A 15661-nucleotide genomic window follows, 5' to 3' on the forward strand; every position below is an offset into this window, starting at 1 on the left:
TTAAGTTTAAATTTTAGTATAGCGGTAAGAATTTTTAATATAAGTATTGTGATAATTAGTTTTAGATTGTGCGCTTAATAAACCGGTGTAAATATTTTCAGGCACGTTGAAGAAATCATACATTCCATTCTTTAATTGAATGCGTAAAATCATAGAAAAAGGATTATAACCAACAGCAACTATATTTTTTGAAATCAAGGGAGATAGCTCCATTATTACGCAACTCCTCACTTTTCATTTTTTATTATTTCTTGTAGATGTTGAGGTTGTAGTGTTGAAATCCTTATAATTAAAGAGGTATTATACTTATATGCAATATATTAAATGTTAGTTATACGTAATTATAAGGAAGTTCACACGAAGTACATATCGTTGTGCTATTTTTATTTCACCTTTGATTTATAAATAAGAAAATATTGACCATTTGAAAAAAAGGTATATTATTTATACGAGGTATGAAAAATTCACTTTTTACATCCTATGCTTAAAGGGGCAGCATTATTAGGAAAATTAGAAGTGAAAATAGTTTGTATAAGAAGTATTCTAAAATTTATAATCTGTGAATTAGGAAAATATTGAATGCTCCAGGTCAATATACTTTCTTAATTAAATTCATTTTAGAAAGTGACCTCAATATTTTTAAGTAAATCAACGGGAGAATTGAAAGGCAGGAGAAAGTAACATGTCAGAAAATTATCGTTCTCGAGAGGAGCGACGACAAGTTAAAAAGAAAAAACAGCCAGCATCTAAAACACAAAAACCAAAAGGTAAAACTTCATTCTTTCGTAAGTTTTTAATTACTTGTTTATTACTTGGTATTGTTGGTTTAGTGGCGGGGGTTGCTACCTTCTTTGTAATGATTAAGGACGCGCCTAAACTTGAGAAAGCAAAACTTGTTAATCCGTTATCCTCAAAAATTTATGATAAAAATGGCGATTTGGTATATGAATACGGGAAAGAGAAACGGACGAATGTTACGTATGATCAAATTCCTAAATTAGTAGAAAATGCATTTTTAGCAACAGAAGATGCACGTTTTTATGAGCATAGCGGAGTAGACTTTAAAGGTACTGCCCGTGCAGTTTTGGTGAGTCTTAAAGGAGATTACGGTTCTCAAGGTGGAAGTACAATAACGCAACAGGTTATTAAAAACTACTTCTTATCGATGGAAAAAACATCAAAACGTAAAGTTCAGGAAATATATTTAGCGTATAAGCTAGAACAACAATATTCTAAACATGAAATTTTAGAAATGTATTTAAATAAAATTAACTTAGGAAACCGTTCATATGGTATCGCAACAGCAGCACAAAACTACTATGATAAAGAATTGAAAGAATTAACATTACCAGAAGTTGCGATGCTTGCAGGTTTACCGAAAGCGCCGAATAACTATGATCCAACAAAAAAGGAAAATGTTCAAAGGGCAACAGAAAGAAGAAATGTTGTACTAGGATTAATGAATCGACATGGTTATATAACAAAAGCAGAAATGGAAGAAGCATCGAAAGTTTCAGTAACAGATGGTCTTAAACCTGCAACTGAACTTCAAGCAATGCCATACCCTGCATTTATGGATGCAGTTGTAAAAGAAGTAGAAAAAGAATTGCCCGATGCTAATATTGGATCTGATGGTTTAGAAATTCATACAACTTTGGATCCAAAAGCACAGAAATTAGCTGATAATATTTTGAATACAAATATTATTAATTATCCAAATGATAAATTCCAAGGTGCTTTCACATTTATGGATACGAAAACAGGTGAGGTTCGTGCTATAGGTAGTGGTCGCGGTGAAAATAAAGCAGTATTTAAAGGGCATAATATGGCAATTGAATTAGATCGTGCAGCTGGTTCAACTATGAAGCCAATCTTTGATTACGGTCCTGCAATCGAATACTTAAAATGGGCTACGTATCATCAAATTGATGATTCTCCATTTAAATATTCAACTGGACAAGAACTTCGAAATGCGGACAGAACTCATTTAGGCCCAATTACGATGCGTGAAGCGTTAAAAATGTCACGTAACGTTCCAGCAGTTAAAACTGCAAAAGAAGTAGGACTTAGTAAATCAAAGGAGTTCTCTGAGAAATTAGGTATTACATTTAATAAACCGCCGGCAGAATCAACAGCTATAGGTACAAACGAAGTATCACCAACTGAAATGGCGGGTGCTTATGCGACATTTGGTAATGGTGGAAAGTATGCAAAACCGCATTTTGTTAAGAAAGTAGTTTATCCAGATGGTAAGTCACAAAGTTTTGAGCAAAAACCAAAACAAGTTATAGCTGACTCTACAGCATATATGATTACTGATATGCTTCGTTCAGTAGTGCAGTCAGGTACTGGTACAGCAGCAAATATAGGTTCTTTAGATGTAGCTGGTAAAACAGGTACAACAAACTATGCTTCAAAACAATTAGCTCAATATAAAATTCCAGAAAGTGCAACTCGTGATAGTTGGTTTGCAGGTTATACGCCGCAATATACGATGGCAGTATGGACTGGATATATGAAAGATGGTAAAGACGAGTATATTAGTAGTAAAAATACGAAAATTGCACAATTAATCTTTAAAGAAATGATGAGCGAGATGGCTACTGACAAATCACGCTTTAAAATGCCAAGTAGTGTTATTCAAGAAGGTAGTGAGCTACGTATAAAAGGGGAAAAACGTGATTCTTCTCCAAATACGAGCGTACAGGATACAACAGAACAACCTAAACAAGATCAACAGCAAAAGACTGAAGAAGAGAAAAAGCAAGAAGAATTAAAGAAACAAGAAGAGCTTAAAAAACAAGAAGAACAAAAGCAACAAGAGGAACTTAAGAAGCAAGAAGAACAAAAGAAACTAGAAGAGCAAAAGAAACAAGAAGAAGAAAAGAAACAAAATAACGGAAATGGCCAAGGAACGACACCTCCAGCAAATAACGGAGGAGGTCAAGGAAATACAACGCCTCCAGCAAATAACGGAGAGGGTCAAGGAAATACGACACCTCCAGCAAATAACGGAGGAGGTCAAGGAAATACGACACCTCCAGCAAATAACGGAGGAGGTCAAGGAAATACAACGCCTCCAGCAAATAACGGAGGAGGTCAAGGGAATACAACTCCACCAGCGACCACACAACCAGATACTGGCGGGAATGTAGGAGAAGCTCCTGCTAATAATGGGCAATAAGAAGATTTTATAAAAATATTAAAAAGCACTTAAGATTTGTAAAAAATTACAATCTTAAGTGCTTTTTTATTCGTTTAAATTAGAAAATTAACATGTTAATTATTGATTTCCTACAGAAAATTTTATTGTAAGCAGTTTATAGGGGATTAGGATTAAATAGTTGTAATGTGAAATTACTAAATATTTTTTATTTGAAGTATTATTTTCGTTATAATGCAGCAGCTATGCAATGATGAATTTAAATGTTAAAGGTACCGTAGAATTTTTGAAAATAAATTGATGGAAAATGATAAAAGACTTGAGCCTGAGGCAATGGAGTATAACTGGGGTGTAAAAGGTAGTACTACTTGGATGTGCGCCACGATGCCAAAATGAGAGAGTAACTTGACTGGGAATTTGATATTGTTGCCAAGTTGCTGGGAGGTTCAATGCCAACATCCGAACTTGCCGTATGGACCGCTGGAACGTGTATGGAGGGAACGGATGGAATCGCTGCAGTTATTCTTGGTAATACCCACATAGTAACAATCATTTCTAAGTTTCAATAATCAAATAGTATATTCTATTCACACATATAAAGGTACATATAGATAGGACTTTAGGCTAAAACACACATATAAAGTCGTAAGACCAATTTAGATTGATGGTGGACCATTTATTATAAAAAGATACGTCTATTTACGGAGGGAAAAAGGACTGAGAAAATGTAAAATGGAGGTGTTAATTGCAATAACTTACGTGTTTATGGAGGAATTTTAATGGAACGATTATGGACGAAATCATTTATTCAAATGACTTTCGCAATGTTATTTTTATTTACAGGATTTTATTTACTTGTACCAACGCTCCCTCTTTTTATTAAAGAGATAGGTGGTAATGAATCGCAAGTTGGACTTATGATGGGGATGTTTACAATAGCAGCAGTTGTAATACGACCGATTATCGGAGGAATGTTAGATCAATACGGTAGAAGATCTTTTATTATTTTCGGACTTATCTTTTTTGGATTAACGATGTATTCCTACAATTTAGCGTCAACTATTACCCTTTTAGTCGTTTTACGTGTTATTCACGGGGTAACATGGGCTGTTTCTACAACAGCCGTTGGAACAGCGATAACTGATATTATTCCAGATTCACGCCGTGGTGAAGGTATGGGATGGTACGGGATGGCTATGACAATTGCAATGGCGATCGGCCCGATGATTGGATTATCGGTTGTACAACATTATTCATTTCACGGCTTATTCTTGTTAGCAACCCTTTTATCCTTTATGGCAGTCTTATTATCGTTCATGACGAAAATGCCATTCACACCACAAAAAGAAAAAGGAAAAATACAACTGTTTGAAAAGTCCGTTCTATCCATTACGATTGTTGTTTTCTTTTTATCATTTGCATATGGAGGGATTACGACGTTTTTACCGCTATTTGCATCTTCAATTGATGTGAATCCTGGGACATTCTTTCTTGTATATGCAATTGCTTTAACAATTGTAAGGCCAATTTCAGGAAAACTATTAGATAAGTATGGAGAAGTATTTATTATACTCCCGGCACTATGTATTACTATTATAGCGATAGTTGTATTAACGAGTTCAAATAGTTTAATGGGTGTGGTTATCGCAGCTGCATTATACGGTGTTGGATTCGGTTCAGCACAGCCCGCATTGCAAGCAGCGATGCTTACAATTGTTGATCCGAGTAAAAGAGGAGTTGCTAACGCTTCATTCTTTACCGCATTTGATTTAGGGATTGGACTTGGTGCGATTTTACTTGGAGTTGTTTCGCAAATGTTTGGTTACCGTATTTTATTTGCAGGTAGTGCAAGTTCAGGATTACTTGCTTTAATTATTTTTGTCTTTTTTGTAAAACAGCGATTAGATAAAAAAGAATTTGCGTAAACGGGAGTAACAATATGGAAATTCAAATTGAACATGACGATCTACAATGGTTTAAGGAAGAATTACGAATATAACATGATTGTAATTCAATGCAGCATGGATATTCTTTAGGGATAATTTCTAAGAAACCAGATGGGGAAATTGTGTCAGTTGAGTAAGAAATCAGTCTATTTTTTGTGGATGTTGATGAACTTTGGTACTTTCAAAACTATCATTTAGTTGAAGGTTACTTCGAGAAAATGAAAGAAATTTAATTTAATTATGTAAAATAATAACTTTTTTAAAAATAAATAAGTTTTATATGAAAATTATATTGAAGAGATAGTGAAATAAATATCATGTAGAAACGAGTTGTATATGTGTACAACTCGTTTTTTTTATTTTCTTAAGAAAATTGAGAGAATGATATATTTAGTGGGTTTTTTGAACCATCCTTATATTTTGTTTTAATAAAAATCGAAAAGAAGTCTGTCCTTTCTTTATAAAATATGAAAATTATTTTTGAAAAATTGTATTGTTACATCGGTAAAAGTATAGGAAACTTATCATTATAAAATAAATTGAAATCTTCTAAAAACTCTGATACATTGAAATAGAAATGTAGTTTCATAGTATTGTAAAGGCTTACAGTTATGTGCACGAAGATCTATTAGGATTGGAGGAAATAATGATGAAAGCTGAAGAAAAATTTTCCCCGGGATTAGATGGTATAGTGGCAGCGGAGACTAAGATATCGTTTCTTGACACAGTGAAAGGTGAAATTGTAATTCAAGGGTATGATTTAATCGAACTCTCAAAAACAAAAGAGTATTTAGACATTGTGCACCTTTTATTGGAAGAACATCTACCAAATGAGGATGAAAAAGTAACACTTGAAAAGAAATTAAAAGAAGAATACGCAGTACCAGAAGGTGTATTTAACGTATTAAAAGCATTGCCGAAAGAAACACATCCTATGGATGGATTGCGTACAGGTGTGTCCGCATTAGCTGGTTACGATAATGATATTGAAAACCGTTCATTAGAAGTAAATAAAAGCCGCGGGTACAAATTATTGAGTAAAGTACCAAACATTGTAGCAAATAGCTATCATATTTTAAATAATGAAGAGCCAATCGAACCACTTAAAGAATTAACATATAGTGCGAATTTCTTCTATATGTTAACAGGTAAAAAACCAACTGAACTTGAGGAAAAGATCTTTGATCGTTCCCTTGTTTTATATAGTGAACATGAAATGCCAAACTCTACATTTACAGCGCGAGTAATCGCATCAACGCAATCCGACTTATATGGTGCTTTAACAGGTGCGGTTGCATCTTTAAAAGGCAGCTTACACGGCGGTGCGAACGAAGCAGTTATGTACATGCTTTTAGAAGCTGGTAATGTTGAGAAGTTTGAGGAGTTGTTACAGAAGAAACTATATAACAAAGAAAAAATTATGGGCTTTGGACATCGAGTGTATATGAAGAAGATGGATCCAAGAGCACTTATGATGAAGGAAGCTTTAAAGCAGTTATGTGATGTAAAAGGTGATTATACACTATATGAAATGTGTGAAGCTGGAGAAAAAATTATGGAGAAGGAAAAAGGAATTTATCCGAATCTTGATTATTACGCTGCTCCAGTATATTGGATGCTTGGTATTCCAATTCAACTGTATACACCAATCTTCTTTAGCTCTAGAACAGTAGGACTATGTGCTCACGTAATTGAACAACATACGAACAATCGATTGTTCCGTCCACGTGTAAATTACATTGGCGAGCGACATGTACTTAGTAAATAAGAACAACTGGGGAGTTGTTAGCGCCGCCCGCCGGATGGGTGTTTGACCGACACCCATCATTAATAATAACGAATTTTCGACAGAAAGGGAAGAATAGCATGATTAAAACAAATGAAATTAAACAAAAAGATGCATTATTAGAAGAAATTGCGGATTATGTATTAAATAAAGAGGTAACTAGCGCAGAAGCATTCAGTACTGCTCGTTACGTATTACTTGATACGCTTGGATGCGGAATTTTAGCACTACAATATCCAGAGTGTACGAAATTATTAGGACCAGTTGTACCAGGAACAATCGTGCCAAATGGTACACGTGTACCAGGTACGTCATATGTACTTGATCCAGTGAAAGGTGCATTTAATATCGGATGTATGATCCGTTGGTTAGACTATAACGATACTTGGCTTGCAGCAGAGTGGGGACATCCATCTGATAACTTAGGCGGAATTTTAGCTGTGGCAGATTATATTAGCCGTGTTCGTATTTCAGAAGGAAAAGAGCCGTTAAAAGTACGTGAAGTATTAGAAATGATGATTAAAGCACATGAAATTCAAGGTGTACTTGCTTTAGAAAACAGCTTAAACCGTGTTGGTCTTGACCACGTATTATACGTAAAAGTAGCAACAACTGCTGTAGTTGCAAAAATGCTTGGCGGAACACGTGAAGAAATCTTTAATGCGTTATCACATGCGTGGATTGATAATTCTAGTCTTCGTACATATCGTCATGCTCCAAATACGGGATCACGTAAATCATGGGCAGCTGGTGATGCAACAAGCCGCGGTGTTCATCTTGCGATGACTGCTCTAAAAGGTGAAATGGGTTATCCAACAGCTTTATCTGCACCAGGTTGGGGATTCCAAGATGTATTATTCAATAAACAAGAATTAAAATTAGCTAGACCACTAGAGTCTTATGTAATGGAAAATGTATTATTTAAAGTTTCATATCCAGCAGAATTCCATGCACAAACAGCTGCAGAATGTGCTGTAAAATTGCATCCGGAAATTAAAGAAAGATTAGATGAAATTGACCGTATTACAATTACAACGCATGAATCAGCAATTCGTATTATTGATAAAGAAGGTCCATTAAATAACCCAGCTGATCGTGATCATTGTTTACAGTACATTACGGCAATTGGTTTATTAAAAGGAGATATCGTTGCGGACGATTACGAGGATGTAGTAGCAAATGATCCACGTGTAGATGAATTACGTAATAAGATGGTTGTTGTTGAAAACAAACAGTACAGTTTAGACTATCTTGACCCGAACAAGCGCTCAATCGCCAACGCTGTTCAAGTTCATTTCAAAGATGGCACTGTAACAGAAAACGTGGAATGTGAATATCCACTTGGTCACCGTTTCCGTAGAGACGAAGCAATTCCAAAAGTTGTTCAAAAATTCACTGCAAATATGGCAGGGCATTATTCTAATAAGCAACAAGAACAAATTCATGAAGCTTGTTTAAATGAAGAGAAGCTAGAAAGTATGAATGTAAACGAATTTGTAGATCTATTCTTAATTTAATGATAGGGGGAATTTAGAATGGCTTGGGTTGTGAATAAACAGTCAACACAAGAGGAGCTTGCGAATCGCTTCCGAGCTTTAGTAGAAGCAAATGAAATTTTGCAAATTCCAGGTGCTCATGACGCAATGGCAGCTTTAGTTGCAAGAAATACAGGATTCTCAGCTCTTTATTTATCAGGAGCTGCTTATACTGCAAGTAAAGGACTACCTGATTTAGGAATCGTGACGTCTACTGAAGTAGCAGAGAGAGCAAGGGATCTAGTAAGAGCTACAGACTTACCAGTACTTGTTGATATTGATACAGGATTTGGCGGTGTATTGAACGTAGCGAGAACAGCGGTAGAAATGGTAGAAGCGAAAGTTGCAGCTGTTCAAATTGAAGATCAACAATTACCAAAGAAATGTGGTCATTTAAATGGTAAGAAACTCGTTACGACAGAAGAGTTAGTTCAAAAGATTAAAGCGATTAAAGAAGTTGCACCAAGCTTATATATTGTAGCGCGCACAGATGCTCGCGGTGTAGAAGGCTTAGATGAAGCAATCGATAGAGCGAACGCTTATGTAAAAGCAGGTGCAGATGCGATATTCCCTGAAGCACTTCAATCAGAAGAAGAGTTCCGTCTATTTAATAGTAAAGTAAATGCGCCTTTACTTGCGAATATGACTGAATTTGGGAAAACGCCGTATTATAGTGCAGAGGAATTTGCGAATATGGGCTTCCAAATGGTTATTTATCCTGTAACTTCACTTCGTGTTGCAGCGAAAGCGTATGAAAATGTGTTTACTTTAATTAAAGAAACAGGTTCTCAAAAAGATGCACTTTCAGATATGCAAACGAGAAGTGAGTTATATGAAACAATTTCATATCATGACTTTGAAGAACTAGATACTGGAATTGCAAAAACAGTATTATCAGAGGATCAATAGATAAAACAACTAAGGCGATGAGAATACATCTTTGGCAAAACGAACTGCTTGATGTGAAAATTCATCGCCTTCTGTTTTCAAAAATAAGATATTCCACTCATCGTAGACGTGCATAAGTAGTAGCAAGTAAGGCCGAAATGATAGGGGGATTCAGATGGAGAAAACGAAGTTACCGTGGGATGAATTTTTTTCACTTAATAAAGATGTGAATCATAGTTTCTTTACGCCAGAAGATTTTTCAGGAGATGAAGATTTAATCGCAAAAACGACAGAACAATTCGTTAAACAAGAAATTGTTCCACAAATGGAGAATATTGAACAACATAACTATAAAGTATCTCGTCAACTATTTGAGAAAGCTGGAGAACTTGGATTATTAAGTATCGAGGTCCCAGAAGAGTATGGCGGATTTGAGTTAGGGAAGGCAGTTTCAGGGCTTGTAGCAGAAAAAATGGGATACGCTGGTGCATTTAGCGTTTCATTTAATATACACGCAGGTGTAGGTACATTGCCTTACATATATTACGGAACGAAAGAACAAAAAGAAAAATATTTGCCAAAAATTGCGTCTGGAGAATGGATTGGGGCTTATGCTTTAACTGAACCAAATGCTGGTTCTGATGCTTTAAGTGCAAAAACGAGCGCAGTATTAAATGAAGATGGTACTGCTTGGAAGTTAAATGGTGAAAAGCAGTGGATTACAAATGCTCATATGGCAGATGTATACGTTGTTTTTGCGAAGACAAATAAAGGAATGACAGCGTTTATTGTCGAAAGAACATGTGAAGGTGTATCTATTGGACTAGAAGAAAAGAAAATGGGGATTAAAGGTTCTTCAACGGCTACCCTTATTTTAGAAGATGTTGTCATACCTGCTGAAAATGTTTTAGGGGAAGTTGGGAAAGGGCATCATGTTGCTCTAAATATTTTAAACTTCGCTAGATTAAAGCTTGCTTTTGGAAATATTGGAACAGCAAAACAAGCAATTGGTTTGTCGGTTCAATATGGAAAAGAGAGAAAACAGTTCCAAACGGAATTAGTAGACTTTACGATGATTCAAGAGAAAATTGCAAATATGATCATTGCTACATATGGAGCAGAAAGTGCAGCCTACCGTACAGCAGGTGTAATTGATGAAGCAATTCATGAGAGTGATGAGGATCTTATGAAGAAGATGTCTCAATTTGCAATTGAATGTGCACTTAATAAAGTAAATGCTTCTGAAACACTTGGGCATATCGTAGATGAAGCTGTACAAATTCATGGTGGTTACGGTTATATGCAAGAGTACGAAGTAGAACGATTATATCGTGATGCTAGAATTAGTCGTATTTTTGAAGGAACGAACGAAATTAATAGATTAACAGTTGCTAAAATGTTAATGAAGCAAATGGAACAAATTGAAGATACTGAAGTAGAAGTGGATGTAGCAAATGTTGAAAGAAACCATCGTTACATTTTATTAGCGAAAAAATTGTTGAAACAATCTTTGAAAACGCTCTCTAAAACTCCGGATTTAAAAATTGATCAAGAACAAGAATATTCACGTGTATTATCAAATATGTTAACGGACGTCTACGTCATGGAATCAGCATTTTTACGTACAAGTAAAGCAATTAGTAAAAATGGTGAAGAGAAAGAGCGCACGAAACAAATGATAACTGACGTTATTTGTGAAGAAGGCTATCGCAAAGTAGAAGAAGCAGCGGTTTCTATACTTTCAGCGGCTGTCACAGAAGAACAAGATAGACATGTGATTTTAACTGAAATTCGTCAATTATTAGTGCCTTTATACACGAACGTATTTACAAAAAAGAGAGAAATTGCGAAAGCTATAATAAATCGTGGAAAGTATATTGTGTAAATAGGAGGAAAGCGATATGAAAAAGATTGGTTTTATCGGTTTAGGTAACATGGGTCTTCCGATGTCTAAAAATTTAGTTAAATCAAGTTACACAGTATATGGTGTGGATTTAAATAAAGAGGCTGAAGCTTCCTTTGAAAGTGAAGGAGGAATTATAGGTTTATCAATCTCAAAGCTAGCAGAAACATGTGATGTGATTTTTACAAGTTTACCTTCACCTCGAGCTGTTGAAGCGGTATATTTTGGAGAAGAAGGATTATTTGAAAATAGTCACTCGAATGTAGTTTTAATTGATACAAGTACTGTATCTCCACAATTAAACAAACAGTTAGAGGAAGCTGCAAAGGAAAAGAAAGTAGACTTTTTAGCAGCACCTGTTAGTGGTGGTGTAATTGGAGCCGAAAACCGTACATTAACGTTTATGGTTGGTGGATCAAAAGGGGTATATGAGAAAACGGAATCTATCATGGGCGTACTAGGCGCGAACATTTTCCATGTTAGTGAGCAAATTGATAGTGGTACAACTGTTAAATTAATTAATAACCTGTTAATTGGTTTTTATACAGCTGGTGTGAGTGAAGCTTTAACATTGGCGAAAAAGAATAATATGGATTTAGATAAAATGTTTGATATTTTAAATGTAAGTTACGGTCAAAGTAGAATTTATGAGCGCAATTATAAAAGTTTCATTGCATCAGAAAACTACGAGCCAGGATTTACTGTGAATTTATTAAAGAAAGATTTAGGATTTGCAGTAGATTTAGCGAAAGAAAGCGAAATTCACTTACCGGTAAGCGAAATGCTATTGAATGTATATGAAGAAGCAAGTGAAGCTGGGTATGGTGAAAACGATATGGCTGCTTTATATAAGAAAGTTAGTGAACAATTAATTTCTAATCAAAAATAATAGACTTATAAACATCATAAAAAAGGAGAGAATATAATGATTACAACTGAAATTAAACGAGTAAAAAATCATATTAATGGTGAGTGGGTAGAATCTACTGGTACAGAAGTAGAAGCAGTTCCAAATCCGGCGACTGGAAAAATTATCGCTTACGTTCCGCTATCTCCGAAAGAAGATGTTGAAAAAGCTGTTGAAGCGGCAAAAGCAGCATACGAAACATGGTCTAAAGTACCAGTTCCAAATCGTTCAAGACAATTGTATAAATATTTACAGCTTTTACAAGAAAACAAAGAAGAGCTTGCTAAAATCATTACGCTTGAAAATGGTAAAACATTAACGGATGCAACTGGTGAGGTACAGCGTGGTATTGAAGCAGTAGAACTTGCAACATCAGCACCAAATTTAATGATGGGACAAGCTCTACCGAATATCGCTAGCGGCATTGACGGATCGATTTGGCGCTATCCAATTGGAGTTGTTGCTGGTATTACGCCATTTAACTTCCCAATGATGATTCCATTATGGATGTTCCCACTTGCAATTGCTTGCGGTAATACATTCGTATTAAAAACATCTGAAAGAACGCCACTTTTAGCAGAGCGACTTGTAGAGTTATTCTATGAAGCTGGTTTTCCAAAAGGAGTATTAAATTTAGTACAAGGCGGAAAAGATGTTGTAAATAGTATTTTAGAAAATAAAGATATTCAAGCTGTTTCGTTCGTTGGCTCTGAGCCGGTAGCTCGTTACGTATATGAAACAGGTACGAAACATGGAAAACGTGTACAAGCGTTAGCTGGTGCGAAAAACCATGCGATTGTAATGCCAGATTGCAATCTTGAGAAAACAGTGCAAGGTGTAATTGGGTCTGCATTTGCAAGTAGTGGAGAGCGCTGCATGGCATGTTCAGTAGTAGCGGTAGTAGATGAAATTGCTGATGAATTCATCGACGTACTAGTAGCTGAGACGAAGAAGTTAAAAGTAGGTGACGGTTTCCACGAAGATAATTATGTTGGACCATTAATTCGTGAATCTCATAAAGAGCGTGTATTAGGCTATATTAATAGCGGTGTAGCAGATGGAGCTACTTTATTAGTAGATGGTCGCAAAATTAAGGAAGAAGTTGGAGAAGGTTACTTTGTAGGTGCGACAATCTTTGATGGTGTAAATCAAGAAATGAAAATTTGGCAAGATGAGATTTTTGCTCCAGTATTAAGTATTGTACGTGTTAAAGATTTAGAAGAAGGTATTAAAATAACAAATCAATCTAAATTTGCAAATGGCGCGGTTATTTATACGTCAAATGGTAAGCATGCACAAACGTTCCGTGATAACATCGATGCTGGTATGATCGGTGTAAACGTAAACGTTCCAGCACCAATGGCATTCTTCGCATTTGCAGGAAATAAAGCTTCATTCTTTGGTGATTTAGGTACAAATGGTACAGATGGCGTTCAATTCTATACACGTAAAAAAGTTGTAACTGAGCGCTGGTTTTAATATAAAGTAAGCAGCCAAATCATTTATTAAATGAAAACCACCACTATTCCTAGTGGTGGTTTTCATCTTGTTAATTACTTTTTTCAAAAGCTAGTTTAATACCAAAACCAATTAAGACGATTCCCGTTAACCCTTGAATATAACGTTGCGTCTTCGGTTTTTTCATAAAAGCGCTAATTTTATCAATTAAAAATATATAAAAAGCGAACCAAATAACTGTTAAAACGAGATAAGTAAGGCCCATTACGAGTAGTTGGATAAACGTATTATGATTTGGATCCAAAAATTGCGGTAAAAAAGTTAAAAAGAAGACTGCGACTTTAGGGTTTAATAAATTCGTAAGAAACCCTTGACGAAAACAAGAAGTGTGTTCGTCTTCACTATTTAGAGATATATCGGTTGTATCAACGCCTTCTTTATTTCTTACTGCTAAAAGGGCTTTAATACCAATATAAATTAAATATAGAGCTCCAACGTACTTGAAAATAGAAAATAAAAGAGCTGACTTTACAATAAGTGCGGAAAGTCCGATAACTGCTGCTAACGTATGAATCAAAAGTGCAATACATGTGCCGAACACTGTTTTTACTCCACCCATCTTACCGGCAACTAATGTGTTTTTCGTGGCCATTGCTGTATCTGGACCGGGTAAAATAATAAGACAAATAGACATAATGATGAAAAGGAAAAAATTTTCAATCATAGTCGCTCCTCCTTTTTATTTTTAGAATATTTGATTAAAAATAGTGTAGCACATATTTTGATTTAATAAAATTAAATTTTATTAAAAATTATTAAATGGTAAAGAGGCTAAATAGCCGTGTCATTACACGAATATTTAGCCTCAAGTTTATCCCGTATGAATGGGGATGTTTCCCACTTATTAAATTTTCACTTTATGCGTTAAGTAAGTTAAAGAATCGATTTACATCTTCTTCTGAAACATCACTTAACAGCTTATATTTATAATTCGGATTTTGATCTTTATCAACGACAACAGAGCGTACTCCTTCGAAGAAATCTGCATGTCTCATGAAATTTTTAGCAAGTACAAGGTCGGTAGCGAAACATTCTTCAACGGACTTATCTTGTCCATCAATAAACTGTTTTAATGTTACTTTTAATGAAACAGGCGATTTTGATAATAACGTTTCTTTCGTTTTTAAAGCAAAGGAACTTTGATCTTTTTCTAATGAATGGATGATTTCTTCAATTGTATCAAATGCAAAATATGAATTAATTTCTTCTAATGAAGGAGCAAGCTCGCTTTCTAAGTTTGGAGCAGTTGCAAATGTACGAATAACTTCTTTTATATTAGTATGTACATCATCTTCTTTATGCCAATTTACACTTTCAAGTTCAGTAATGAAATTTGGTAATGAATCAGATGTCATAAAGTAATCAGCAGCGTTTATAAATAATACGTCAGAAGCTTTTAAAATAGATGCTGTTAAAGCAACATATCGGCCAGCGAATCCTGGAGCTTTATTTAAGAAATAAGCAGCACCGACGTCTGGGAAGAAGCCGATATTCATCTCTGGCATTGCCCATTTCGTACGCTCAGTTACAATTCGATATTTCGCGCCATTTGTAAGACCGACACCACCACCCATTACAATTCCATCTAAACAAGCGATGATCGGTTTTTTATATTGATAAATATATGTATCAATTTTATACTCTTCTTCAAAAAAACGTTCCGCATGCTGCAATGCAGCTTCATTCGAACGCGCTTCATAAAGAGTTTTAATGTCGCCGCCTGCACAAAAACCTTTTGTGCCAGCTCCTTTTAATATGATAAGCGCAATTCGCTCATCTTGTTCCCACTCTTTCAGTTTTTGCCCAATTGGTTGTAGCATGTCATAAGATAAAGAATTAAGTGCTTTTGGGCGGTTTAAAGTAATTGATGCAACGCCGTTTTCACTAACAGAAAATAAAACGTGTTCAGTCATAATTCATCCTCCCTTACATATCTTCTTATTCTTAATTCTTGATACGTATTGAAATGTCCTTTATAAATTTTGTCTAAAGTTGGCGGTACATGTTAATTTGGT

General features: G+C 35.2%; 11 protein-coding genes and 2 pseudogenes. 9 read left to right on the top strand and 4 right to left on the bottom strand.

What is annotated here, in order from left to right; genetic code table 11:
* Positions 1-6: 6 nt before the first annotated feature.
* Positions 7-213, bottom strand: coding sequence for a KTSC domain-containing protein (locus FS742_RS03970; protein ID WP_186327140.1), 207 nt, complete (start codon positions 211-213; stop codon positions 7-9).
* Between the two features lie 469 nt (positions 214-682).
* Between FS742_RS03970 and FS742_RS03975 the strand changes: the two genes are divergently transcribed.
* A complete protein-coding gene (locus tag FS742_RS03975) occupies positions 683-3184 on the top strand; it encodes a transglycosylase domain-containing protein (RefSeq protein WP_144611290.1) in 2502 nt (833 codons plus the stop codon).
* Positions 3185-3422: 238 nt separating this feature from the next.
* Here FS742_RS03975 and FS742_RS03980 read toward each other — a convergent pair.
* A pseudogene (locus tag FS742_RS03980) lies at positions 3423-3656 on the bottom strand (hypothetical protein).
* 286 nt (positions 3657-3942) lie between these two features.
* On the opposite strand from FS742_RS03980, the gene FS742_RS03985 reads away from it, so the two are divergent.
* The 8 genes and pseudogenes from FS742_RS03985 to FS742_RS04020 all read left to right on the top strand — a co-directional run bounded on the left by FS742_RS03985 (position 3943) and on the right by FS742_RS04020 (position 13607).
* A complete protein-coding gene (locus FS742_RS03985; protein WP_144611291.1) occupies positions 3943-5088 on the top strand; it encodes an MFS transporter in 1146 nt (381 codons plus the stop codon).
* Between the two features lie 14 nt (positions 5089-5102).
* A pseudogene (locus FS742_RS27875) lies at positions 5103-5342 on the top strand (HesB/YadR/YfhF family protein).
* A gap of 413 nt (positions 5343-5755) precedes the next feature.
* Positions 5756-6877: a citrate synthase gene (gene mmgD / locus FS742_RS03995; RefSeq protein ID WP_144611292.1), complete on the top strand. Its 1122-nt coding sequence runs from the start codon at positions 5756-5758 to the stop codon at positions 6875-6877.
* A 98-nt stretch (positions 6878-6975) separates the two neighbouring features.
* Complete coding sequence (gene prpD, locus FS742_RS04000) at positions 6976-8412, top strand: 2-methylcitrate dehydratase (protein ID WP_144611293.1); 1437 nt, start codon at positions 6976-6978, stop codon at positions 8410-8412.
* An 18-nt stretch (positions 8413-8430) separates the two neighbouring features.
* On the top strand, positions 8431-9339 hold the full coding sequence (gene prpB / locus FS742_RS04005) for a methylisocitrate lyase (RefSeq protein ID WP_144611294.1): 909 nt from the start codon (positions 8431-8433) through the stop codon (positions 9337-9339).
* 154 nt (positions 9340-9493) lie between these two features.
* Positions 9494-11203 (top strand): acyl-CoA dehydrogenase family protein, encoded by a 1710-nt coding sequence (locus FS742_RS04010; RefSeq protein WP_144611295.1) that lies wholly within the window; start codon positions 9494-9496, stop codon positions 11201-11203.
* Between the two features lie 16 nt (positions 11204-11219).
* Entirely contained in the window at positions 11220-12110 is an 891-nt protein-coding gene (locus FS742_RS04015; RefSeq protein WP_144611296.1) for an NAD(P)-dependent oxidoreductase, read from the top strand.
* Positions 12111-12146: 36 nt separating this feature from the next.
* Positions 12147-13607 carry a CoA-acylating methylmalonate-semialdehyde dehydrogenase gene (locus FS742_RS04020; RefSeq protein ID WP_144611297.1) on the top strand — a complete coding sequence of 487 codons (1461 nt, stop codon included), beginning with the start codon at positions 12147-12149 and terminating at the stop codon, positions 13605-13607.
* A gap of 70 nt (positions 13608-13677) precedes the next feature.
* Here the strand turns inward: FS742_RS04020 and FS742_RS04025 are convergent, their stop codons facing one another.
* Both FS742_RS04025 and FS742_RS04030 read right to left on the bottom strand, forming a co-directional pair.
* The gene (locus FS742_RS04025) at positions 13678-14310 is read right to left on the bottom strand and encodes a LysE family translocator (protein ID WP_144611298.1); all 633 of its coding nucleotides are present in this window, start codon (positions 14308-14310) and stop codon (positions 13678-13680) included.
* Positions 14311-14503: 193 nt separating this feature from the next.
* Entirely contained in the window at positions 14504-15559 is a 1056-nt protein-coding gene (locus FS742_RS04030; RefSeq protein ID WP_144611299.1) for an enoyl-CoA hydratase/isomerase family protein, read from the bottom strand.
* Between the last annotated feature and the right edge of the window lie 102 nt (positions 15560-15661).

This window comes from Bacillus cereus, from assembly GCF_007678085.1.
Taxonomy (GTDB): Bacteria; Bacillota; Bacilli; order Bacillales; family Bacillaceae_G; genus Bacillus_A; species Bacillus_A cereus_BE.

Coding starts and splice junctions, on each gene's coding strand:
- FS742_RS04015 (WP_144611296.1), top strand. CDS start 11,220: ATGAAAAAGATTGGTTTTATCGGTTTAGGTAACATGGGTCTTCCGATG.
- prpB (WP_144611294.1), top strand. CDS start 8,431: ATGGCTTGGGTTGTGAATAAACAGTCAACACAAGAGGAGCTTGCGAAT.
- FS742_RS04010 (WP_144611295.1), top strand. CDS start 9,494: ATGGAGAAAACGAAGTTACCGTGGGATGAATTTTTTTCACTTAATAAA.
- FS742_RS04020 (WP_144611297.1), top strand. CDS start 12,147: ATGATTACAACTGAAATTAAACGAGTAAAAAATCATATTAATGGTGAG.
- mmgD (WP_144611292.1), top strand. CDS start 5,756: ATGATGAAAGCTGAAGAAAAATTTTCCCCGGGATTAGATGGTATAGTG.
- FS742_RS03985 (WP_144611291.1), top strand. CDS start 3,943: ATGGAACGATTATGGACGAAATCATTTATTCAAATGACTTTCGCAATG.
- prpD (WP_144611293.1), top strand. CDS start 6,976: ATGATTAAAACAAATGAAATTAAACAAAAAGATGCATTATTAGAAGAA.
- FS742_RS03970 (WP_186327140.1), bottom strand. CDS start 213: ATGGAGCTATCTCCCTTGATTTCAAAAAATATAGTTGCTGTTGGTTAT.
- FS742_RS03975 (WP_144611290.1), top strand. CDS start 683: ATGTCAGAAAATTATCGTTCTCGAGAGGAGCGACGACAAGTTAAAAAG.
- FS742_RS04025 (WP_144611298.1), bottom strand. CDS start 14,310: ATGATTGAAAATTTTTTCCTTTTCATCATTATGTCTATTTGTCTTATT.
- FS742_RS04030 (WP_144611299.1), bottom strand. CDS start 15,559: ATGACTGAACACGTTTTATTTTCTGTTAGTGAAAACGGCGTTGCATCA.